Genomic DNA, 22,254 nt, shown 5'->3' with positions numbered 1-22,254 from the left:
CAGCAGAAAGCTGGAGTCAGACCCGACGGGTCTGACCCCGGATTACCTCTTCTTCACCACCATCTTCACCGCCTCATTGACGATCACCGGATTGTCCTTCTGGATGTAATAGCCGGCGCCGGTGATGCGTTCAATGGCGGGGGCGCCGGACAGGCGCTGCCAGTCTTTTTCCTGGGCCCGCACCAGGGTCTCGTAAGAGCCCATTTCCTCGATGCCGAACTTGTCGCGCACCAGCAGCATGGCCGGGGCGCGCAGCGGCGTCTTCATGTCGATCTGTTGCAGGCATTGTGACTGGGCGTCGAACTCCGCCGTTTCGGTGCTGTTGAACATCAGCTTGCGGCGGGTTTTCAGCAACATGGCGTAGGTCGAGGCCTCGGTCTGCATGCGCTGCCATTGCTGCGGATGAGTGGGGTCGAGCAGGATCAGGCCGGCCACGTCCTGCGGGTACAGCCTGGCATACACATATTGATACAGGCCGCCCAGCCCTTGACCGACCAGGATATACGGTGGTTTCAAGCCGGCCTGTACCAATAGCGCACGCTGCTGGGCGGCGATGGTACAGGGGTCGCGCGGGGTGGCGGTTTTCTGGCTGGCGCCATAGCCGGGCCGGTCATACATCAGCACGCGGTGCTGCCTGGCCACTTCCGGCGCCACGCCGTCCCACACATCCTTGCCGTCGCCCAGGCCCGACTGGAACACCACCGGCAGCGCGCCCTGGCCGGTCAAGGTGTAGGCGATGGTGGCGTCGGGCAGGGTGGCGCTGGCTGGCGGCACGGGTGCCGGTGCGGATGAAGGCAGCATGGAGCAGCCGGACATCAACAGCGCTACGCTGCCGAGAAGGATGGCGCGCGCGGGGCGGACGGCGGATAGATGCTGCATGAAACTCCTTCTTGTTCATGGTTCGGTATGACGTCTCCCATTATAGGCACATCATGCGAGCTTGAAAACATTGAACAGAGGGAACTCCAGTGCTTTTGTCACCAGCGTGCGCTGACGCACGGCCCGGCGCCATCGTACGAGGTGTCAACTGCCACGCTTGAGGCGCAGCACGATCTGGCGGCTGAGGCCCTGCACATGAGGCGCGAACAGCATCACCGCGCAAAACGCTACCGGCCAGGCAGCCAGGAAAGCATGGCGCCAGCGCGCCAGGAAGTCATCCTGCAAGCCGATATTAAGCCAGGTCACCCAGGCGCTCATCAGCAAGGTCATCACCAGCGACATGATGACGGCAAATACAAAACGCAAACGCAGGGCCTCGGACATGGGAAATCTTTCAAAAAAGTGAACAGACAAGCAGCATAGTCACTTGCAACAATCTATACTAGATGCATATTTTTAATCTGAAATTCCATAAATGGAATTAAATCGTACGAATGCTCGATGACCTTGCCCTGTTTGTTGCCATTGTGGAGGCCGGCAGCCTGAATGCGGCGGCCGCTGCCGAGCAATTGCCGGCGGCCACCGTCACGCGCCGGCTGCAAAAGCTCGAAAGCCAGCTGGGCTACCGCTTGCTCAACCGCAGCGCGCGCCGCCTGCAGCCGACGGCGGAAGGCTGGCAATATTATGAACAGTGCCGGCCGCTGGTGCACGCCCTGCGGCAGGCGACGCGCCAGCTCGACGCCAGCCTGTCGGCCGTGTCCGGCTCTATCCGCGTGCTGGCTCCCGTCAATTTCGCCAGCGGCCTGCTGACGCCGGCCTGGGTCAGTTTCATGCAGCAGTATCCGGCCATCCGGCTGGAACTGGAATTATCGAACCGGCTGCAGGACATGGTGAGCAGCGGCGCCGACCTGGCGATACGCGTCGGTGCGCTAGACGATTCCTCGCTGATGCAGCGCCGCCTGGGCAGCGCGGCTCTGGTGATGGTGGCCGCGCCCGCCTACCTGGCGCGCGCCGGCGTGCCGCACGACCTGGCGTCACTCGAACAGCATGAACTGATCGTGGCCGAGCCGCTGCGCACCTGGCGCTTGCACCGGCCCGGCGATGGCGCCGAGATGGTGCTGCAGCCGCAGGCGCGGCTGCGCGTCAATGAAATGCGCCTGGCGGTCGAGATGGCGGAAGCGGGCATCGGTGTATTGCTGTGCCCACTGCTGCAATGCCGCCAGGAAGTGGCCGATGGCCGTCTGGTACGCGTGCTGCCCGGCTGGATGCCGCAACCGCGTCATGTGTATGCGGTGTGGACCCAGCGCCGCTACCTGCCGGCCCGGGTGCGGGTGCTGCTGGAACACCTGGCGCAATTTGCGCAAAACTGCCCTGCGCTCAATGATCCTGCCTAGCTTTGCCGTTGTTGCAGCTGCAACTGCAGCCACCCGGCAAAGGCCCGCAGGCGCGGCACGAATTGTCCGTCCGGCACGCCACCCTGGCCCGCATGGGCCATGAAAAAGTCGATCTGTTCCTGCATCGCCGGATAGGTGCTGAGAAATAGCGCCGCATGCTGCTCCAGGGTTTGCGGCCACGATGGTTCGTTTTCCGCACGCAGCACGCTGGTCGCGCGGATCAGCTTGCGCGCCGCTTCTCGTTGCCTGCGCACGATTTTTGCCGCATCCCGGGTTTGTTCCATCTCCTGTGCCTGGCGTTCGAGTACCTCGACGGCATCGCCATTGACGGCCAGCGCGATGGTGCGCGACGGCTGGAATGGCGGGAAGCACACCGCCAGGTCGTTGCCCCAGATGCAGCGGCAATGGTGCTTGAGCCAATAGCCCCAGCTGTGCAGGTTACGCGGCGCCAGCGCGTCGATGCGCGTGCCGATATCGAAATCGATCTTGCTCACCTCGGGATGGCGGGCCGCCAGCGCCAGGCGCAGTGCTTCGAGCATGCTGCTGTCGCGCGGCGCCGGGCGGTGACGCAGGATCAGGGTCACGTCGAGGTCGGACACACCCGGCGTCGCATCGCCGCGCGCCACGCTGCCGTACAGATAAATGCCGTCGAGCAGTTCCCCGGCCTGCGCCAGCAGCGCCGTGCGCAGGTCGTCGATCAGGTCAAGATAAGCTGGCTGGAAAGGGCCGCGTGGAGCGGGGGCGATGGTGCGTGCGGTGACGGTCATGCGATAGGCTGGTGTTTGAAAAGCCGGACTGTAGCATGCGCCAGCGCACGCTGGCTTGCACATCTTTCCAAAAAGAAAAACCGAGCGCTTGTACTTCGCGCCGGGATCGCGTTAAGATAAACCAACCTGGCGTGATTGGTCATATTGTCCTTGCGCAGTTCACTTACCCCATCTTACGAGAGATGCAATGAAATATCTGATCATTCCCTGTTTGTTGGCCATTACCGGCTGCGAGGTTTTGTATGAGGCGAATCGGGACAAGATCGGTGAGTATTGCAACAGTCTCAACAATTTTGATGACCGCAACGCCTGCCGCAAACGCAACCAGACCAGCTATCAGGAATATGTGCAGCAGCGCGACAAGTTGCAGAAGGGCGCGAGCGAAAAGTAATATGGGTTGTGCATGAAAAAACGCCGCCGGGAGTGATCCCGGCGGCGTTTTCTCATGGCGATGCACCGGCACGTGTGCCGGTGCAGATGCTGCATCAATCGTCAGCGTAGATATTGTTGTCCTTGGTTTCACGCACGAACAGGGTGCCGATCACGACCGTGGCCAGGGCCACGATGATCGGATACCACAGGCCATAATAGATGTCGCCCTTGAAGGCAACCAGCGCGAACGCGGTGGTCGGCAGCAGGCCGCCGAACCAGCCATTGCCGATATGGTAGGGCAGCGACATCGAGGTGTAGCGTATGCGGGTCGGGAACATTTCCACCAGCATGGCGGCAATCGGGCCGTACACCATGGTGACATACAGCACCAGGATAAACAGCAGCAGCACTACCATCGGCTTGTTGATGCGGTCCGGGTCGGCCTTGGCAGGATAGCCCGCTTCCTTGACGCCAGTGCCGATTTCCTTCTTGAAGGCTGCTTCTTTGGCCTTGCTGTCGGCGTCGAAGTTCAGGCCATCGGCTGTCATGACGGCGTTGAATGACGTAAATTCCCTGGTGCCGATGCGCACCTTGGCGATCGAGCCGGCCGGTGCATCTTCCTTGGTGTAGTTCACCGAGCTGTTTGTCAGGAAGCCGGCGGCAATGTCGCACGAGGACGGAAACTTGGTCGTGCCGGTTGGATTGAACTGGAAGTGGCACGATGCCGGATCGGCCACCACTACCACGGGCGAATTTTTCAGCGCCGTTTCCAGTTGCGGATTGGCAAAGTGGGTCAGGCCGTTGAAGATCGGGAAATACGTCAGGGCGGCAATCAGGCAGCCGCCGAGAATGATGTATTTGCGGCCGATCCGGTCCGACAGGCTGCCGAAGAACAGGAAGAAGGGCGTGCCCAGCAGCAGTGCGATGGCGATCAGGATGTTCGCCGTGGCCAGGTCCACTTTCAGGGTCTGGATCATGAAGAACAGGGCGTAGAACTGGCCCGTGTACCAGACTACAGCCTGGCCGGCTGTCAGGCCGACCAGCGCCAGGATCACGATCTTCAGGTTGCGCCACTGGCCGAACGCTTCGGTCAGCGGTGCTTTCGAGGTACGGCCTTCGGCCTTCATCTTGGTAAAGGCCGGTGATTCACTCATCGCCAGGCGGATCCATACGGAAATGGCAAGCAGCACCACCGACACCAGGAACGGCACGCGCCAGCCCCAGGCCTCGAACTCCGCTTCGCCGGTCGCCAGGCGGGTGCCCAGGATCACCATCAGCGACAGGAAGAAACCCAGCGTGGCGGTGGTCTGTATCCAGGCAGTGAACGCACCGCGCTTGCCTTCCGGAGCGTGCTCGGCCACGTAAGTGGCTGCGCCGCCATATTCGCCGCCCAACGCCAGGCCCTGCAGGATGCGCAGGATGACCAGGATAATCGGCGCCGCGATACCGATCGAAGCGTGGCCCGGCAGCAGGCCGACGATAAAGGTCGAGGCACCCATGATCAGGATGGTGATCAAAAAGGTGTATTTGCGGCCTATCATGTCGCCCAGGCGACCAAACACCAGCGCACCGAACGGACGTACGATAAAGCCGGCGGCAAACGCCAGCAATGCAAAAATGAAGGTGGTAGTGGGGTCGCCGATAAAGAACTGCTTGGCGATAATCGTTGCCAGCGAACCGTACAGATAAAAGTCGTACCATTCAAAGACGGTGCCGAGCGAGGAGGCAAAGATGACCTTGCGTTCTTCCTTGGTCATCGGCGCCCCCTTGGCCGCAAATTTCCGTACGTCGGCCGAGCCGGATGGTGTTGCCATGGTGTTGTCTCCCTATGTTTTATAGTGGACCGTTGCCGAGGTCTTGCTGACCATTCTTGCAACAGCTGCGGCTCAGTCTGTCCCCGGAACCTTACGCGGCGCTTACAATTGCAGTCATTTGCACAGGCTTTGCAAGGTCTTTGCAATAGCGAACGACCGTACTAATATGTGCTATTCTCAGCCACCACTTACTATCATTTCAGGAGACGCAACATGCATGAAGCCGTGATCGTATCGACCGCCCGCACGGGCCTGGCCAAGTCCTGGAAGGGCGCCTTCAATATGACGCACGGCGCCACCATGGGCGGCCATGTGCTGGCCGCCGCCATTGCACGGGCAGGCATCGAGGCGGGCGAGGTGGAAGACGTGCTGGCTGGCTGCGCTTTTCCGGAAGGCGCCACCGGCGGCAATATTGCCCGCCAGATCGCGCTGCGCGCCGGCTGTCCGGTCGGCACGGGCGGCATGACCATCAACCGTTTCTGTTCCTCTGGCCTGCAGGCGATCGCCACGGCGGCGCAGCGCATCATCGCCGGCGAAGGCGATATCTATGCGGCCGGTGGGGTCGAATCGATCTCCTGCGTGCAGAACGAAATGAACAAACATATGTACCGCGAGGTGTGGCTGCAGGAAGACAAGCCGGCCCTGTACTGGCCGATGCTGCAAACGGCGGAAACCGTCGCAAGTCGCTACAATATTTCGCGCGAGCGCCAGGATCACTACGGCGCGCAGAGCCAGCAGCGCGCGGCAGCTGCCCAGGCCGCCGGCCTGTTCGATGCGGAAATCGTGCCGATGACCACCATCATGGGCGTGGCCGACAAGGCCAGCGGCATGCTGTTGACGCGCGAAGTGACGATCTCTCGCGACGAAGGCATCCGCCCTGACACCACCTATGAAGGCGTGTCGACGATACGCCCGGCCGTGCCGGGTGGCGTGATCAGCGCCGGCAATGCCAGCCAGTTTTCCGATGGCGCAGCAATGGCCATCGTGATGAACGCAAAGACGGCCGAAGCGAAAGGCCTGCAGCCGCTCGGCATTTTCCGCGGCTTTGCCGTGGCCGGCTGCGAACCGGACGAAATGGGCATCGGCCCCGTCTACGCGATCCCGAAATTGCTGAAAAAGGCCGGTTTGACGGTGGCCGATATCGGCCTGTGGGAGCTCAACGAAGCATTTGCCGTGCAAGTGCTGTACTGCGCCGACACCCTCGGTATTGCCATGGACCGCCTGAACGTGAACGGCGGTGCGATCGCCGTCGGCCACCCTTACGGCGTGTCGGGCGCGCGCCTGACCGGCCACGCCCTGCTCGAAGGCAAGCGGCGCGGCGTGAAATACGTGGTGGTCACCATGTGCATCGGCGGCGGGCAGGGCGCGGCGGGATTGTTCGAAGTAGTGTAACGTGCTGCATGGCGGGCCGATAGCGGTTACAGTGTCGGCTTCCTTTCCGTCTATCTCCCCCATGATCAAGCACATCGTTTTCTGGAAACTCAAAGATTATGCCGAAGGCGCCGACCGCGCCACCAACGCCGCGAAGCTCAAGGCCCTGCTCGACAGCTGTTCAGCTATCGTGCCCGGCATTCTGGCGTTCGAAGCGGTGGTGGCGCAGCCGGGCCTGGAAGCGACCCATGACATCGTGCTGTACAGTGAGTTCGACAGCCGCGCATCGCTCGATGCCTATCAAAACCATCCCGAACACGTGAAAATCAAGCCGTTTTTTGGCGCCGTGCGCGAAGCGCGCCAGTGCATGGACTACGAGATTTAACGCAACCAATATCAAAGGAACACCATGACCACCTTCCAACGCATCGTCCTCGCCTCCCGTCCCAAAGCCGAAGTCCAGCCCGATAACTTCCGTCTGGAAACTGTCGACATGCCCGCCATCAAGGATGGCGAGCTGCTGGTACGCAACCATTACCTGTCGCTGGACCCGTATATGCGCGGCCGCATGAGCGAGGGCAAGAGCTACGCTGCCTCGCAGGCGCTCGATGAAACCATGATCGGCGGCACGGTCGGTGCAGTGATCGAATCGAAGCATCCGAAATTTGCTGTCGGCGATACCGTCGTCGGCACCCTGGGCTGGACCGAAGTGGCCGTCTCCGATGGCAGCATGCTGCGCAAGGTCGATACCACGCATATTTCCGAGTCCGCCTATCTGGGTGCCGTCGGCATGCCCGGCATGACGGCCTGGTATGGACTGAACCATATCATGGCACCAAAGGCCGGCGAAACGGTGGTGGTGTCTGCCGCCAGTGGCGCCGTCGGCAGTGTGGTAGGCCAGCTCGCCAAGCTCAAGGGCTGCCGCGTGGTCGGCATTGCCGGCGGTCCGGAAAAATGCGCGTACGTGGTCGATGAGCTGGGCTTTGACGCCTGCGTCGACTACAAGGCCGGCAAGCTGGAAGCGGACCTTGAGGCGGCCACGCCGGGCGGCATCGACGCCATCTTTGAAAACGTGGGCGGCAAGGTGTTTGACGCCGCGCTGGCGCGCACCAATGCATTCGGTCGAATCGCAGTGTGCGGCTGGATCTCGGGTTACGATGGCCAGGCTACGCCGATCGACAATTTCCGCCTGATCCTGATCAACCGCCTGACCGTGCGCGGCTTTATCGTTGGCGAGCATCCGGAACTGTGGTCGGAAGGTCTGGCCGAGCTGGGCAAGCTGGTGGCGCAAGGCAAGCTGAAATTCCGTGAATCCATCGCCGACGGGCTGGCCAGCGCGCCGGAAGCGTTCATCGGTTTGCTGAAAGGCCGTAACTTCGGCAAGCAACTGGTGAAGTTGAGCTGACCAATCTCTGGCACCGCAGGCCGTGCGACAATGGCGGCCTGTTTCCACTCCGATGCCATCATGACCGATTACACCATCCGCCTCGGCGACTGGGCCACCCTGGGCCCCGACGCATCCGCCATCCGCTTTGAAGTCTTTGTCGACGAACAGAAAGTCCCCGCCGAGATCGAACTCGACGAAATGGACGCTGTCTGCCTGCACGCTGTTGCTTATGATGCTGCCGGCAAGGCCATCGGCACCGGCCGCTTGTTGCCGGACGGCCATATCGGCCGCATGGCTGTACGCAAGGCGGGGCGCGGCGCCGGTATCGGCGGCGCCATCCTGCAGCAACTGATGGAGCAAGCGCGTACACGCGGCGATGCGGCGGTGGTGCTCAATGCGCAAACCGTGGCCGCGCCGTTCTATGCGCGCCATGGCTTTGTACAGCAGGGGAAGGAGTTTGCGGAGGCGGGGATAGCGCATATTGAAATGCGCCTGGTGTTGAAGTAAGGTAACTGCTGGGGTCAGACCCCCGTCACCGTTAGCGATGAACAAGTCGTTAGCGGTGTTGAGGGTCTGACCCCGGACTTTAGTTCTGTGCGTGCGACTGGCGCCATTTATCCAGAATGACCGCCAGCACGATGACTACGCCCTTGGCCACATACTGCCAGAACGACGACAGTCCCAGGATGGTCAGGCCGTTGTTCATCACGCCGATAATCAGCGCGCCGATCACGGTGCCCCAGACGGAACCGACGCCGCCCATCAGGCTGGTGCCGCCCAGCACCACGGCCGCAATTGCGTCGAGCTCGTAGCCGGTGCCCCAGTTGCCGTTCGCTGCATACAGGCGGCTGGCCGACATGGCGCCGCCCAGGCCGGCGAACAGGCCGCTGATCGTGTAGACAAACATCAGTACCAGGCCGACCTTGATGCCGGTCAGACGTGCTGCCTGGATATTGCCGCCGACGGCGTAGATATGCAGGCCCAGGGTGGTCTTGCGCAAGATAAACCAGGTCACGATCACCACCAGCGCGGCCAGCCAGATCAGCCAGGGAATCGCCAGGAAGCTGCCGTTGCCCATCCATTCGAAGCTCGGGATTTCCGTGTTCAGCACGCTGGTGCCGTCGGCCAGCAGATAGGCCGCGCCGCGCAGCGCCGTCATGGTCCCCAAAGTGACCACGAACGGGTTCAGGCCGACCAGCGCCACCAGCACGCCGTTGAGCGCGCCCAGCAGCAGGCCGACGATCAAAAAGGTGGGGATGGAGAAACCGGCGAATTGCGCCGACAGCGACATCAGCATGCCGGCCACGGCCGACACGGCCAGCACCGAGCCGACGGAAAGATCAATGCCGCTGGTGAGAATGACGAAGGTCATGCCGGAAGCGAGCACGATATTGATCGACACCTGGCGGAAGATATTCATGGTGTTGTTGCTGGTCATGAAAGTCGATTCGCCGTTGGCCGAGAAATACACGGTCAGGCCGTACATGGCCAGGTAGAGCACCACCAGCACGGGCAGCATGCCCAGGCGGCGCATCAGGTTCGAGGCATTGAAAGATTGGCTGGCGTTTGCGGCGCCGCCGTTGGTGGTAGTGGTCATGATGTTTTTCCCGTGATTGATTTTTTACGCTGCATCCAGATGGGTGGCATAGGCAAGGATTTTTTCCTGCGTGATATCGTCGCCCGTCACTTCGCCGGTGAGCCTGCCCTCGCACATCACCATCACGCGGTCGCAGATGCCGACCAGTTCGGCCAGTTCGCTGGAAATGCACAGTACCGCCGTGCCAGCGTCCGCCAGTTGGTGGATGATCTTGTAGATTTCGCTTTTCGCCCCCACGTCAACGCCGCGCGTCGGTTCGTCGAGGATCAGCACTTTCGGCTTGATCGCCAGCCAGCGCGCCAGCAGCACTTTTTGCTGGTTGCCGCCCGACAGGCCGCCGACAATGCCTTCCGGCCCCGATACCTTGACGTTCAGGCTGCTGATCGATTCGCGCGTGAGGCGGGTCAGCGCGCGGCGGTCGACTACGCCGGCTGTCGCGTGCTGCGACAATATATTCATCGACATGTTTTCCATGGCCGACAACTGCATGAACAGGCCCAGGCTCTTGCGGTCTTCCGGCAGGTAGCCGATGCCGTGGCGGATCGCCGCCAGCGGTTCGGTAATATGGACTTCCTGGCCGTCGAGCCAGACCTGGCCCGTTTGCTTCTTGTCGGCGCCAAAGATCAGGCGCGCCAGTTCCGTGCGGCCGGCGCCGACCAGGCCTGCCAGGCCCGTCACTTCACCGGCATGCAGCACGAAGCTGGCCGGCTTGACCTTGCCCGCGCCGACGTTTTCCACGCGCAGGCGCTCGGCGCCGCGCGAAGTGCGCCGTTCGTGCGAATAGAAGTCGTCGGCAGGGCGGCCGACCATCATTTGCACGACTTTCTTCTGATCGAGTTCGTCCTTGCCCAGCTCGCCTACATAGGCGCCGTCGCGCAGCACCGTGATGCGGCGCGCCAGGCGTTCGACTTCGGCCATGCGATGGCTGATATACAGAATCGCCAGGCCCTTGTCGCGCTGTTCTTCGATAATGCGGAACAATTGTTCTGTTTCACGGTCGGACAGGGCCGCTGTCGGCTCATCCATGATCAGGATGCGGCTTTCGTGCACCAGCGCGCGGGCGATCTCCACCTGCTGCTGCTCGGCGATCGACAGCGTCGAAACCATGGTGTCGGCATTGAAGCGCGAGCCCAGGTCGGCCAGGATGGCGTTGGTGCGGGCGCGCATTTCGCCGCCCTTGACGGTCCAGAATGGTCCTTTTGGCTCGCTGCCCATAAAGACGTTCTGTGCCACCGTCATGTTCTTGGCCACGCTCAGTTCCTGGTAGATCAGGTTGATCCCCAGTGCGCGTGCCTCACCCGGATTGCGGATCTTGATCGGTTTGCCGTCTAGAATGATCTCGCCGGCATCCGGCGTATAGACGCCAGACAAGATTTTCATCAGGGTACTCTTGCCGGCGCCGTTTTCGCCCATCACGGCATGGATTTCGCCGCTGCGCACCGTCAGGTGCACGCCGCGCAGCGCGCGCGTGGCGCCAAAGCGCTTTTCGATGCCGCGCATTTCAAAAATGATTTCGTCGCTCATGACTGTCCTTCCTTGCTTTGAAACTGCCGCCCGCCACCGGCCAGGGCCGGGGCGGACGACGCGTGGTCAGGCCAGCCAGATCAGTTTTTTACCCAACCGGTGTAGGTGGCGACGTTTTCCTTGGTGATGGCCGGGGTCGGCAGCAGCACCATGGTTTGCTTCGGCGTACGGCCGTTCATGATGTCGTAGCCCATTTGCACGGCGTCGGTGGCCATGCGGTACGGGTTTTGCGCCGCGGTGGCGGCAAACAGGCCGGCCTTGTTTTTCAGGGCGTTCTGGCCGTCCGGCGCGCCGTCGACGGCGGTGATCAGTTTCACGTCGGTACGCTTGGCTTGCTTGATCGCCAGTTCGGCGCCGATACCGGTCGGGTCATTGATGGCGAACACGCCGTCGATCTTCGGATTGGCCGTCAGCAGGTTCGACATCACGGTCATGCCACCGTCACGGCTGCCGCCGGCGTTCTGGTTGTCGGACAGGATCTTGATGTCCTTGAAGGCGGCCAGGGTTTTCTTGCAACCGTTGACGCGGTCGATCACCGAGGTGACTGGTGGGCCGTTCAGGATCACCACATTGCCCTTGCCGCCGATCTGCTTGGCCAGGTAGGCGCACGAGACGTCGCCGGCCATGGTGTTGTCGGACATCACGGTGGCCGAGGCGCCAACGGCGCCAACGTCGACCGCGATCACGATCACGCCCGCATTGCGCGCTTTCTTGATGGCCGGTGCGATGCCCTTGGAATCGACAGCGTTCAGGATAATGATGTCGGTCTTGTTGGCGATAAAGTTTTCAATCTGATCGACCTGGGTGTTCAAGTCATATTTGCTCGACACTGTGGTCACTTTCACGCCAGGGCCGCCGATTTTCTTGGCACTTTCTTCAGCACCGCGGCCAATTGCCACGAAAAACGGGTTGGCCAGGTCGCCCACGCTCACGCCGATCGATTTCAACGGCTTGTCGGCAGCGAAAGCGCTGCAGGCAGCGGATAACAGCAGGGTGGCGGTAATTACTTTTTTCATGAGAATCTCCAAGGGTCTTATTGTCAAAAACAACAGTGTTACGGGTTAAACTTCTGGTGTAAAACGGCTTGTCAGGCTGTCTGGCGCAAGTCCTCGATCAGCTTGTCGAGCTTGGCCGCATCGACGGCAAAGCCACGAATGCCTTCGGCCAGCTTTTCGGTCGCCATCGCATCGTCGTTCAGGGCGTAGCGGAAAGCTGCTTCGTCATACGTGACGGCTGCTTGCGGCGCGCCATGGTTGCCGCCCAGGGCGCGCTCGAATGGCGCGTCGGACGCTTCCAGCTTGGCCAGCAGGTCGGGGCTGATGGTCAGGAGGTCGCAGCCGGACAAGGCGGTAATTTGCCCGGTGTTGCGGAAGCTGGCGCCCATTACCTGAGTCGGGATGCCATGCTGCTTGTAATACTGGTAGATGCGGGTGACCGACTGCACGCCCGGATCGTTGGACAGCGATCGGGCCGTTTCGTCCCACGAGGCGCCGAGCGACTTCTTGTGCCAGTCGTAGATACGACCCACAAAAGGCGAAATCAGGCGCACTTTGGCGTCGGCGCAGGCTACCGCCTGGCAGAACGCAAACAGCAGCGTCAGGTTGCAGAAGATGCCATCGGCTTCCAGTTCGCGCGCAGCCTGTATGCCTTCCCAGGTGGCGGCGATCTTGATCAGCACGCGCTCGCGGCCTATCCCGGCCGCCTCGTACAGCGCGATCAGGCGGCGCGCGCGCGCCACGGTGGCGGCGCGGTCAAAGCTCAAACGGGCGTCGACTTCGGTCGACACGCGGCCCGGCACCACTTTCAGGATTTCCAGGCCGAAACGCACCAGCACCTGGTCGACGATATCGTCCAGTGCAGCGGTCTTGTGTTCGGCAACCGTGCTCGCCAGCAAGGGCGCGTAGTCAGGCTGCAGCACCGCTTTCAGGATCAGGGAAGGATTGGTGGTCGCGTCTTGCGGCGCAAAACGGGCCAGTTGCAGGAAATCGCCGGTGTCGGCGACTACCGTGCTTGCTTGCTTCAGTTGTTGCAGTTGATTCATCGTGACTTGTCCTTAGGTAGACGACAGTTGATGCAGGGCCTGGACGGCAGGAAAAAGGCTGCGGTACTTGTTATAGCGGATCGTCAGTGCCGCATATTGCGCCGCATCCGGTGCAAAGCTGTTCTTGATCGGCAGTCCCGTCGCCAGCAGGCTGGTGTGGCCGATGGCGGCAAAGCCCAGCTTGGCCGCACCCATGCTGGCCGACAACTCGCTGTTGTGCAGGGTGCGCATTTCGCGGCCCAGCACGTTGGCCAGCAATTGCGCCCAGTACTGGCTGCGCGCGCCGCCGCCAACCAGCAGGCAGTGCGGCACGCTGGCGCCGGTCGACATGACGGCCGCCATGGCGTCGCGCAAGGCAAATGCCACGCCTTCCAGTACAGCATAGCCAAGCTGCGCCGGATTGCTGTCATGGCCCAGCTGTAAAAACGCGCCGCGCACTTGCGGATCGTTGTGCGGCGTGCGCTCGCCCGACAGATAGGGCAGGAACAGCGGCGCGTCAGGCGTGACGGCCTGGCTCAGGGGGATGCCGGCTTCGACCAGCGCCAGCAGCGCCGCTTCACTGGCCTGGTTCAGCACGCCAGTGGCCCAGCGCAGGCAGCTGGCACCGGACAAAATGGCGCCCATGGCGTACCAGCGGCCGGGCAGGGCGTGGCAAAAGCTGTGCACGCCGCCGTTCGGATTGCCCAGCGGCTGCTCGGTGACGGACACGATGGCGGCGCTGGTGCCGAGCGAAATAAAGCTGTCGCCCGCATGGACTGCGCCGATGCCCACGGCCGAGACCGGGTTGTCGCCGCCACCGCCAGCCACCACCACGCCATCGGGCAAGCCCAGCTGTTTGGCGGTTGGCTCCAGCACGGTGCCGGTGGCGGCATCGCCTTCGACCAGCGGCGGCAATTGTGTCAGGCGCAGGCCGCACGCCTCCACGATGGGGGCAAACCAGGCGCGGCGCGCCTCGTCCAGCCACAGCGTGCCGGCCGCGTCGGACATGTCGGTGATGCGCTGGCCCGTCAGGCGCAGGCGCAGATAGTCTTTCGGCGACAGCACGCAATCGATCACGGCAAACGCCTGCGGCTCGTGTTTTTGCAGCCACAGCAATTTTGGCGCGGTCAGGCCGGCCATCGCCAGGCTGCCGGTGACGTCGGCAAACGCCGGGTAGTCGTGCGCCAGCTGCGCCGCTTCCGCATGGGCGCGCGCATCGTTCCACAGGATGGCGGGGCGGATGCACGCGTCATTGCAGTCAAGCAGCACCGCGCCATGCATCTGGCCCGACAGGCCGATGCAGGCGATGGCCGCGTATTCGTCGGCATGGTTGCTGCGCAATTGCGCCAGCGCCGCCACGCAGGCATCCCACCAGTCTTGCGGCGCCTGTTCGGACCAGCCCGGCTGCGGGCGCGACACGGCCAGTCGTACCGAGGCCTGGCCGCGGATGGCGCCGTGGCTGTCCATCAGCACGGTTTTCAGTTCGGAGGTACCGAGATCGATACCGAGGGAAATTTTGTTGATCATGGTCTTCAGGTAAAGGAATCAGGAACAGCCGCACGAGTTGCGCACGCGCAGCACCGGCGACAATCGCTGCACATATTGCGCGCGTTGCGGGTGGGCCAGCCGCTCGATCAGCAGGTCGACCGCCATCGCGCCCAGTTCCTCCAGTGGCTGGGCCATCACGGTCAGGCGCGGACTGAAATAATCGGCCCAGTCGAAATCATCGAAGCCGGCCAGCGCCATGTCTTGCGGTACGGCCAGGCAGGCATCGCGCAGCGCATGCATGGTGCCGATGGTCATCAGGTTATTGCCGGCGACAATCGCCGTCGGGCGCTGCGGCAGCGCCAGCAGTTCGCGCGTGGCCGCGCCGCTGAGCTCCAGATTGGAATGGCCCCATTGCAGCAGGGCGGCATCAAACGGCAGGCCTGCACGCTGCAGCGCCAGCTGGTAGCCGGCGATGCGCTCGTCGGTGGTCGACAGGCCCGGCGCGCCAGCGATAAAGCCGATGCGGCGGTGGCCGTGCACCGTGATCAGATGGCTGACCAGTTCGCACGTCGCTTCGATATTTTCCACGCCGACCTGGTCAAACGCTTGCGGCGACATGCGATCGACCAGTACCGAGGCGATCTTGTTACTTTGAAGATATTCCAGTGCACGGCCCTGCGGATCGCCCGATGGCGCCAGCACGATGCCATCGACACGGCGCTGGTGCAGGTTCTGCACCACTTTGAGTTCCTGCGAAGGGTCGTCGTGGGTATCGGAAAACAGCATCATCAGGCCATGGCGCGTGCAGGCGGCCTCGATGGCGCGCACGGTTTCGCTGAAATAATGATTGGTAAATGCGGAGATGGCCACGCCGATGGTGCCGGAAGACGAGCCAGCCAGTGCGCGCGCCAGCATATTGGGCACATAGCCAATCTGCTGCATCGCCGCGTTGACGGCGGCGACGGTTTTCGGGCTGACCTTGCGGGTGCCGTTCAGTACGTGCGAGACGGTCGACAGCGATACGTCCGCCGCCCGCGCTACATCTTCCATGGTGGCCATGGTGTCTCCTGGTGATCTTTTTATTTTTATGATGTTGATGCACGGCTTGGCCGCGTTTGATGCCATCCTAAACAAAAGAAAGCGCTTGCGCAAGCGCTTTCTTTTTAACGAACGCACGCTTTTCAAGCTCTCTCGTTTTTGTTTCTTGAGGGGAATGGTGTATCGTGCCCACTATTCGCCCGCCTCGCGGGCCCGTCTTTGATGGAGAGCAATCTGGTGATGGACTCGGTGGAGCAGGGCAGGCGCAAAGTCACGGCGGCAGCGGCAATCCTGGCGCTGCTGGGCCTGGTCTGGATGGGCGGTGCTGGCGCGCAGGGGGAGCCGGCTGCGGCAGCGCCGCGTTTGATGTTGGTGACCGAGGAATTTGAACCGTTCAATTATCTGGAACAAGGCAAGCTGACCGGCTACAGCGTGGAAGTGGCGCGCGCGTTGGTCGAGCGTGCCGGCATCGCCTACAGTATCGCGGCCTATCCATGGGCGCGCGCTTACAGCATGGCGCAGCAACTGCCCAATGTGCTCATTTTCAGCCTGGCACGCACGCCTGCACGCGAAAAGCAATTTCAGTGGATCGCGCCGCTGGCCCGGCGCCAGGTCTATCTGTACCAGCTCAGCAAGCGCAATGATATCGAGGTGCGCAGCCTGGCCGATTTGCCGCACTACATCACCTCGGTGAACCGCGACGATATTGCGCACACGCAGCTGGCAGCGATGGGACTGGCGCAGCAAGGCCGGCTGGACCTGAGCAACAATGCACTGTCGGGCATGAACAAGCTATTGGCGGGGCGGGTCGACCTGATCGTCGGCAATCCGCATTCCATCCGTGGCCTGTGCGCCAGCGCGGGCGTGCCGGAATCGGCGGTCAGGCGTACCATCCTGCTGTCGGACGACTCCGATTATTATGTGGCGGCCAGCCTGGGCACGCCGGCCGCGACGGTCGAACGGCTGCGCGAACAATACCGCGTGCTGCGCGGCTCGCCATTCCTGCACCAGCTGGCCGCGCGCTACCATGTGGCGCTGCGATAAGGCGTTTATTGCACCAGTAATTCGTGCAGTTCGCCCGGCGCGTCCGGGAACAGCTTGACCACCGTCGAGGTACGCGTGCCGTAGCCGGGCGTGGCGATGCAGACGGCCGACAAGACCCGCTCCAGGTCCAGCGGCACGCCGGTGTCCGGCAAGCGGAAGTCCGGTGCGCGGGTGGTGTCGGCCAGCATTTCAAAATACGCTTCATCGGGCGCGCCCAGGCACATCAGGCTGGCAAACTGGGCCTTGGTTTTCAACACCTTGGGCCAGGGCGCGTCGAGCAGCGCGTTCGACAGGCCGTAGATGCCTGGTTCCAAAGGCTGGCCGTTGCGCGGGTCGCCGTCGCCGCGGTTGGAAAACCAGATCAGGGTATCGGCGTCGCCCAACACCAGGTTAAAACCATTGTAGGCGGCGCAGGCGGGAAGGATCTGCGCGATATAGTCCTGAGCCGACATGGTACCTGCCAGGTAGTCGGCCACCAGCGCGCCGCGCGACGGGGCGTCGGCACGGTGGTCTTGCGGACTGCGGATATTCGTGATGGCCGCAAAGCGCGAAGCGCCGCCCGCAACCTGGGTGATGCCCATCCAGCTGCCGCCGCCTTGCAGGTCGCGGCCCGCATACACTTGCGGATGCTCGGGCCAGCTGCCGGCCGGGGCACTGGCGCGTTCATAGAATTCATCGCGGTTGGCGGCGGCAATCAGCGGTACGTGCGGATTGACTTTCCAGGCAAAAACGATCAGGCACATGGGGGCAAGTCCATGAACGTTTCCACGTGGCGCCCACCCGCCGTCAGGCTCAGCAGACCGGCCTCGTCGGCAGCCAGCGCCAGCTGTTCGGCAAAGCCTTCGCCGACCACCGGGTAGATTTCCATCCATGTCTGCAAGCCGTCGCGGCTTTCGGGACGACGTTTCAGCTGGGGCGACACGCCGGAGTTGGCCGCCAGTTTTGCCTGCAGGGAACGTACGCGCGCTTCCAATGCTTGCGCGTGTTCTTCTTTTACCTGGTAATAGATATACAAGTCTTTCATGGCATTCTCACAGGTCGAGTGCATCGAGTAAATACGGCATGGACAAAAAGCGCACGGCGGCGCCCTCGCTTGAGCCGAGCCTGACAGCGCCTGGGGTACTGCCGCCTTCTTCGATCGCCGCCAGCTTCATTTCCACCAGCGCATCGACGCCGCGCGCGCCATTGGCCGCCGCATTGACGATCATGCCGCAAGGCTGTTGCGGATCGCTGACGGCGAAAAGTTCGCTCCCCGCAACTGCCGTGGCATCGTCGATGCTGACCAGGGTGGTGCGGCGCTTGAGCTTGCCCAGGTACTGGCTGCGCGCGACGATTTCCTGGCCCGGATAGCAGCCTTTCTTGAAGTTCACGCCGCCCAGCAATTCAAAATTGACCATCTGCGGCACGAACTGCTCTTGCGTTGCCAGGCTGATCTGCGGCACGCCGGCATGGATTTCCGACAAATGCCAGGCATTGTTGCCACCCTTGGCCAGCTTGCCGGCCAGCTGCGGCCAGACGGCTTCAGCGTTGGCAGCGGTGGTGAGCCACTGGTAGCGCGGCAGGCCAAACGCATCGGCCACGCGCAACAAGGTGCCCGCATTGCCTTCGACCTTGCTGAACGGGGTTGCCGGCAGGCTGTCAAACCACTGCGGCAATACGGCGGAGGCATGCTTGCCGCCCAGGCCCAGGATCACCTGGTTGGCCTCGTCGCTGCTGGCGTCATGCAGCTTGGCCTTGGCCCGCAGCACAAACATCTGCAAGCGTTTCTGAACGGGAGCCTGGATGCTGCGCGACAGCTGCAGGTAGACGGTGGTGGCGTTTCTCCACATCAAAAAGCTGGCCAGCAAGCGGCCTTTCGGCGTGCAATAGCCGGCCAGGCGCACTTGCTCCTGCTTCAGGTGTTGCACATCATTGGTCAGCTGGGCGTGCAAAAAGCTGGCGGCGTCGTCGCCGTTCACCGCAATCAGGCCCTGGTCGGTAACCGGCGCCACGAAGCCGTCCTGCAGTTGGGCCACGCTCAGCGGCGCGCCAAAATCGGCAATCCCGGCACTGCCGGTGTCGGCACTGCGGGCGCCCTGCGCCAGTAAAAATTGATTCCAGTTATTCATAATTTCCATTAGATCAGCAATTAAGCATTATGATTACGGGTTCATTATAGTGATGTCGCATCAAACGCGTCGGCAGCGGGCCGAATCGTCCGCTTCTCGGTGCTTGCAGCGGGCTTATTCACGACGACCATATTCAGCGCGCCTTTCCTTCATGACGCGCATTACAAGAATCGGAACAATGGCTTTCTTTAAAAAACTTGTAGTCTGTACCGTCATTGCCGCCATCGGTGCCGGCGCCACCTTTGTGTACTGGGCCCAGCAGCCCATTACCACCGAGGGCGAGGCGATCCCGTTCGCCATTTTGCCTGGCAGCGGCGCCCACGCGACCGGCCAGCAAATTGCTGATGCCGGCATTCCGATCGAACCCCTGCTGTTCAACCTGCTGGCCCGTATCGAAGGCAAGACCTCGAAGATCAAGGCCGGTTCCTATGAACTCAAGCCTGGCACCTCGCCGCAGCGCCTGATCACGCAACTGGCGCGCGGCGAATTCGCGCAAGAGTCGCTGACCATTATCGAAGGCTGGACTTTCAAGCAGATGCGCCAGATCATGGCCACCCACCCGGGCCTCAAGCACGATACGGCGCAATTGAGCGACCGTGAGCTGATGGCAAAAATCAGCCCCGAATATACGCAGCCCGAAGGCCTGTTCTTTCCGGACACGTATTTGTTTGCCAAGGGCGCCAGCGAGATGCAGATATTCAAGCAGGCCCACGTGGCGATGATAGCGCGGCTGTCGGAAGCGTGGGACAAGCGCGATCCGGCCTTGCCGTACAAGAACCCATATGAGGCCTTGATCATGGCCTCCATCGTGGAAAAGGAAACCGGGCAAAAGTCCGAGCGCGCCATGATCGCCGGCGTGTTCGTCAACCGCCTGAAAACCGGCATGCTGCTGCAGACCGACCCGACTGTCATCTACGGCATGGGCGATGCTTACCAGGGCAAGATCCGCAAGCGCGACCTGGAAGCGGACACCCCGTACAATACCTATACGCGCGGCGGCTTGCCGCCCACGCCGATCGCCTTGCCCGGCGCCCAGTCGCTGACGGCCGCGCTGGCGCCGGCCCGTACCGATGCCTTGTATTTTGTTGCGCGCGGCAACGGCACCAGCGAGTTTTCAAGTAACTTGCCCGACCACAACCGCGCCGTGAACAAATACCAGCGTTAACATTTCAAGATAAGCTGCTTCATGACTCAATTAACTACCGCCCGCTTCATCACCTTCGAAGGCATCGATGGCGCGGGCAAGTCGACCCATATCGGCTTTGTTGCCGACTACCTGCGCCAGCACGGCGTGACACTGGTCGCCACGCGCGAACCTGGCGGCACCAGCCTGGGCGAAAAGCTGCGCGAACTATTGTTGCATGAAAAAATGCACCTTGAAACGGAAGCCCTGCTGATGTTTGCCAGCCGCCGCGAACATATCGCGCAAGTGATCGCGCCGGCCCTGGAGCGGGGAGAGTGGGTCATCTCCGACCGTTTTACCGATGCCAGCTTTGCCTACCAGGGCGGCGGGCGCGGCATGGACTTGCGCAAGATGGAAGTACTGGAAGCCTGGGTCCATCCGCAACTGCAGCCCGACCTCACTTTCCTGTTCGACGTGCCGCTGGACGTGGCCCGCGCCCGCCTGGACAGTACGCGTACGCTCGACAAGTTCGAGCAGGAGCAGGCCGATTTTTTCGCTGCCACGCGCCATGAATACCTGCGCCGCGCGGCCCAGTTCCCGGCCCGTTTCCGCATGATTGATGCCACGCAAAGCATCGCCGAGATCCAGCTTGAACTGGTAAAATTGCTTGATATTCTGCTTGAGAAGAACGTGGCAAGTGATTGATTAACATGACTAATTCACTTTATCCATGGCAGCAGGACGCCTGGCTGCAATTGCAGGCCATGCGCCCGCGCATGCCGCACGCGATCCTGTTCCACGGCACGCAAGGCATCGGCAAGGCCGACTTCATCGAGCACTTTGCCCAGGCCTTGCTGTGCGAAGACGTGCGGGCCGACGGCCATGCCTGCGGCGCCTGCGCTTCCTGCGGCTGGTTTGTGCAGGGCAATCATCCCGACTATCGGCGCGTGCGCCCGGAGGCACTGGAAGACGACTTGCCCGAGGACGGCGAGGGTGAGGAAAGCGCCAGGAAAAGCGCCAAGACCAAGACGCCGTCGAAAGACATCAAGATCGAACAGATCCGCAACCTGGCCGACTTCATGAACATCTCGACGCACCGCCAGGGTTTGCGCGTGGTGGTGCTGTATCCGGCCGAGGCGCTCAATACGCCGGCCTCGAACGCCTTGCTGAAAACCCTGGAGGAGCCGCCGCCGGGCACCCTGTTCCTGCTGGCGTCGAACAGCCTGGATCGTTTGCTGCCGACCATCCTGTCGCGCTGCCGCAAGTTTGCCCTGCCCATGCCCAGCCATGAACAGGCGCTGGCCTGGCTGAAGGCCCAGGGTTTGAACGACGCCGACAGCTGGCTGCGCGAGCAGGGCGGCGCGCCGTTGGCGGCGCTGGCCCAGTCCGAATCGGGTGGCCGCGAAGAAACCGAACAATTGCTGCAGGTGCTGGCGCATCCCGGCGTGGAGGCCGCTCTGAAAGCCGCCGACAAGCTGCAAAAGTCGCCACTGGCGCCGCTGGTGGCGTGCTTGCAGCGCTGGCTATATGACGTGTTTTCGTGCAAGCTGGCCGGCACCATCCGCTACTATCCGCGCCACCGGCGCGAGCTCGAGGCCCTGGCCGCACGCATCAATATCAGCCGCCTGATGGCCGCCATCAAGGCTGCCAACGAGCGGCGCGCGATTGCCGACCATCCCTTGTCGCCTAAGCTTTTCCTGGAAGACATGCTGCTTGATTACACGGCAAGCTGCCAGTAAAAAACAAATAATATCAACTACTTGCAATCATTATCTTAGATATCACATGAGCTATCGCCACCGCCTTGCCACACTTGCCGACCTGCCTGCCATTGTCGCCATCTACAACACCACGATTGCTTCGCGCGAAGTGACGGCCGATACGGAGCCGGTAACGGTGGAGTCGCGCCTGGCCTGGTTTAACGAGCACACGCCCGAGCGGCGGCCATTGTGGATCATTGAGTCGGCAACGCATGACTCCGCTACGCCCGCCATTCTGGGCTGGCTATCGTATTCGAATTTTTATGGCCGGCCAGCGTATTCGGGCACGGCGGAGTTGTCGGTATATATTGCTCCCGAGGCAAGGGGCAAGGGCATCGGTGCTTACGGGCTGACCCAAGCGATCGCGCATGCACCCGCAGTCGGCGTGCATACGGTACTGGGCTTTATTTTTGGGCACAATGCGCCATCGCTGGGCTTGTTCAGGAAGTTCGGGTTTGAGCAGTGGGCCAATTTGCCCCGGGTGGCGAATCTGGACGGGGTCGAGCGCGACTTGATTATTCTTGGCAAGCGGGTAGGCTGAACAGCGCAGGGCCGGGTCTAGTACAAT

General features: G+C 62.0%; 24 protein-coding genes. 11 read left to right on the top strand and 13 right to left on the bottom strand.

Annotation, left to right across the window (positions count from 1 at the left end; translation table 11 throughout):
* Positions 1 to 42 precede the first annotated feature (42 nt).
* Together ACQ4WM_RS14890 and ACQ4WM_RS14885 are read right to left on the bottom strand one after the other, a co-directional pair.
* Complete coding sequence (locus ACQ4WM_RS14890) at positions 43 to 879, bottom strand: alpha/beta fold hydrolase (RefSeq protein ID WP_436547453.1); 837 nt, start codon at positions 877 to 879, stop codon at positions 43 to 45.
* 144 nt (positions 880 to 1,023) lie between these two features.
* Positions 1,024 to 1,263 (bottom strand): DUF2798 domain-containing protein, encoded by a 240-nt coding sequence (locus ACQ4WM_RS14885; RefSeq protein WP_436547452.1) that lies wholly within the window; start codon positions 1,261 to 1,263, stop codon positions 1,024 to 1,026.
* A 110-nt stretch (positions 1,264 to 1,373) separates the two neighbouring features.
* Here ACQ4WM_RS14885 and ACQ4WM_RS14880 point away from each other — a divergent pair, with 110 nt between their 5' ends.
* Positions 1,374 to 2,273 (top strand): LysR family transcriptional regulator, encoded by a 900-nt coding sequence (locus tag ACQ4WM_RS14880; RefSeq protein ID WP_436547451.1) that lies wholly within the window; start codon positions 1,374 to 1,376, stop codon positions 2,271 to 2,273.
* Here the strand turns inward: ACQ4WM_RS14880 and ACQ4WM_RS14875 are convergent.
* Positions 2,270 to 3,040 carry a nucleotidyltransferase domain-containing protein gene (locus ACQ4WM_RS14875; RefSeq protein WP_436547450.1) on the bottom strand — a complete coding sequence of 257 codons (771 nt, stop codon included), beginning with the start codon at positions 3,038 to 3,040 and terminating at the stop codon, positions 2,270 to 2,272. The genes ACQ4WM_RS14880 and ACQ4WM_RS14875 overlap by 4 nt on opposite strands.
* Positions 3,041 to 3,227: 187 nt before the next feature.
* Between ACQ4WM_RS14875 and ACQ4WM_RS14870 the strand changes: the two genes are divergently transcribed.
* Positions 3,228 to 3,431 (top strand): hypothetical protein, encoded by a 204-nt coding sequence (locus ACQ4WM_RS14870; protein ID WP_436547449.1) that lies wholly within the window; start codon positions 3,228 to 3,230, stop codon positions 3,429 to 3,431.
* 94 nt (positions 3,432 to 3,525) lie between these two features.
* Here ACQ4WM_RS14870 and ACQ4WM_RS14865 read toward each other — a convergent pair whose 3' ends face one another.
* Positions 3,526 to 5,226, bottom strand: coding sequence for an MFS transporter (locus ACQ4WM_RS14865; RefSeq protein WP_436547448.1), 1,701 nt, complete (start codon positions 5,224 to 5,226; stop codon positions 3,526 to 3,528).
* Positions 5,227 to 5,439: 213 nt separating this feature from the next.
* Here ACQ4WM_RS14865 and ACQ4WM_RS14860 point away from each other — a divergent pair, with 213 nt between their 5' ends.
* From ACQ4WM_RS14860 to ACQ4WM_RS14845, 4 genes are all read left to right on the top strand, one after another.
* Positions 5,440 to 6,618 carry an acetyl-CoA C-acyltransferase gene (locus ACQ4WM_RS14860; protein ID WP_436547447.1) on the top strand — a complete coding sequence of 393 codons (1,179 nt, stop codon included), beginning with the start codon at positions 5,440 to 5,442 and terminating at the stop codon, positions 6,616 to 6,618.
* A 61-nt stretch (positions 6,619 to 6,679) separates the two neighbouring features.
* Positions 6,680 to 6,982: a Dabb family protein gene (locus ACQ4WM_RS14855; protein WP_436547446.1), complete on the top strand. Its 303-nt coding sequence runs from the start codon at positions 6,680 to 6,682 to the stop codon at positions 6,980 to 6,982.
* 24 nt (positions 6,983 to 7,006) lie between these two features.
* A complete protein-coding gene (locus ACQ4WM_RS14850) occupies positions 7,007 to 8,002 on the top strand; it encodes an NADP-dependent oxidoreductase (protein WP_436547445.1) in 996 nt (331 codons plus the stop codon).
* Positions 8,003 to 8,062: 60 nt separating this feature from the next.
* A complete protein-coding gene (locus ACQ4WM_RS14845) occupies positions 8,063 to 8,491 on the top strand; it encodes a GNAT family N-acetyltransferase (protein WP_436547444.1) in 429 nt (142 codons plus the stop codon).
* A 79-nt stretch (positions 8,492 to 8,570) separates the two neighbouring features.
* Here the strand turns inward: ACQ4WM_RS14845 and ACQ4WM_RS14840 are convergent, their stop codons facing one another.
* From ACQ4WM_RS14840 to ACQ4WM_RS14815, 6 genes are all read right to left on the bottom strand, one after another.
* Positions 8,571 to 9,581: an ABC transporter permease subunit gene (locus tag ACQ4WM_RS14840; protein ID WP_436547443.1), complete on the bottom strand. Its 1,011-nt coding sequence runs from the start codon at positions 9,579 to 9,581 to the stop codon at positions 8,571 to 8,573.
* A gap of 24 nt (positions 9,582 to 9,605) precedes the next feature.
* Positions 9,606 to 11,105 (bottom strand): sugar ABC transporter ATP-binding protein, encoded by a 1,500-nt coding sequence (locus ACQ4WM_RS14835; RefSeq protein ID WP_436547442.1) that lies wholly within the window; start codon positions 11,103 to 11,105, stop codon positions 9,606 to 9,608.
* Between the two features lie 80 nt (positions 11,106 to 11,185).
* A complete protein-coding gene (locus ACQ4WM_RS14830; protein ID WP_436547441.1) occupies positions 11,186 to 12,121 on the bottom strand; it encodes an ABC transporter substrate-binding protein in 936 nt (311 codons plus the stop codon).
* Between the two features lie 71 nt (positions 12,122 to 12,192).
* On the bottom strand, positions 12,193 to 13,146 hold the full coding sequence (gene tal / locus ACQ4WM_RS14825) for a transaldolase (RefSeq protein WP_436547440.1): 954 nt from the start codon (positions 13,144 to 13,146) through the stop codon (positions 12,193 to 12,195).
* 12 nt (positions 13,147 to 13,158) lie between these two features.
* Complete coding sequence (gene xylB / locus ACQ4WM_RS14820; RefSeq protein ID WP_436547686.1) at positions 13,159 to 14,640, bottom strand: xylulokinase; 1,482 nt, start codon at positions 14,638 to 14,640, stop codon at positions 13,159 to 13,161.
* Positions 14,641 to 14,670: 30 nt separating this feature from the next.
* Positions 14,671 to 15,672: a LacI family DNA-binding transcriptional regulator gene (locus tag ACQ4WM_RS14815; protein WP_436547439.1), complete on the bottom strand. Its 1,002-nt coding sequence runs from the start codon at positions 15,670 to 15,672 to the stop codon at positions 14,671 to 14,673.
* Positions 15,673 to 15,873: 201 nt separating this feature from the next.
* Between ACQ4WM_RS14815 and ACQ4WM_RS14810 the strand changes: the two genes are divergently transcribed.
* Positions 15,874 to 16,695, top strand: a complete 822-nt coding sequence (locus tag ACQ4WM_RS14810; RefSeq protein WP_436547438.1) for a substrate-binding periplasmic protein — start codon at positions 15,874 to 15,876, stop codon at positions 16,693 to 16,695.
* Between the two features lie 5 nt (positions 16,696 to 16,700).
* Here the strand turns inward: ACQ4WM_RS14810 and ACQ4WM_RS14805 are convergent, their stop codons facing one another.
* Genes ACQ4WM_RS14805 through ygfZ form a run of 3 tightly spaced genes read right to left on the bottom strand, consistent with a single transcriptional unit; the run spans position 16,701 to position 18,803 of the window.
* A complete protein-coding gene (locus ACQ4WM_RS14805; protein ID WP_436547437.1) occupies positions 16,701 to 17,438 on the bottom strand; it encodes an NRDE family protein in 738 nt (245 codons plus the stop codon).
* A complete protein-coding gene (locus ACQ4WM_RS14800; RefSeq protein ID WP_436547436.1) occupies positions 17,429 to 17,719 on the bottom strand; it encodes a DUF4936 family protein in 291 nt (96 codons plus the stop codon). Before ACQ4WM_RS14800 ends, ACQ4WM_RS14805 begins: the two co-directional genes overlap by 10 nt.
* A gap of 7 nt (positions 17,720 to 17,726) precedes the next feature.
* Positions 17,727 to 18,803, bottom strand: coding sequence for a CAF17-like 4Fe-4S cluster assembly/insertion protein YgfZ (gene ygfZ / locus ACQ4WM_RS14795; protein ID WP_436547435.1), 1,077 nt, complete (start codon positions 18,801 to 18,803; stop codon positions 17,727 to 17,729).
* Between the two features lie 178 nt (positions 18,804 to 18,981).
* On the opposite strand from ygfZ, the gene mltG reads away from it, so the two are divergent.
* The 4 genes from mltG to ACQ4WM_RS14775 are packed head-to-tail and all read left to right on the top strand — an operon-like array spanning position 18,982 to position 22,227.
* Complete coding sequence (gene mltG, locus ACQ4WM_RS14790; protein WP_436547434.1) at positions 18,982 to 19,968, top strand: endolytic transglycosylase MltG; 987 nt, start codon at positions 18,982 to 18,984, stop codon at positions 19,966 to 19,968.
* A 21-nt stretch (positions 19,969 to 19,989) separates the two neighbouring features.
* Positions 19,990 to 20,631, top strand: coding sequence for a dTMP kinase (gene tmk, locus ACQ4WM_RS14785; protein ID WP_436547433.1), 642 nt, complete (start codon positions 19,990 to 19,992; stop codon positions 20,629 to 20,631).
* A 5-nt stretch (positions 20,632 to 20,636) separates the two neighbouring features.
* Positions 20,637 to 21,665, top strand: a complete 1,029-nt coding sequence (locus ACQ4WM_RS14780) for a DNA polymerase III subunit delta' (protein WP_436547432.1) — start codon at positions 20,637 to 20,639, stop codon at positions 21,663 to 21,665.
* Between the two features lie 46 nt (positions 21,666 to 21,711).
* Positions 21,712 to 22,227, top strand: a complete 516-nt coding sequence (locus tag ACQ4WM_RS14775; protein WP_436547431.1) for a GNAT family N-acetyltransferase — start codon at positions 21,712 to 21,714, stop codon at positions 22,225 to 22,227.
* Positions 22,228 to 22,254: the final 27 nt, after the last annotated feature.

The sequence above is a fragment of the Janthinobacterium longum genome (genome assembly GCF_051380735.1).
GTDB lineage: Bacteria > Pseudomonadota > Gammaproteobacteria > Burkholderiales > Burkholderiaceae_D > Janthinobacterium.
The sequence above is the reverse complement of the archived record's forward strand: the minus strand, read 5'-3'. Positions and strand labels throughout refer to the sequence as shown.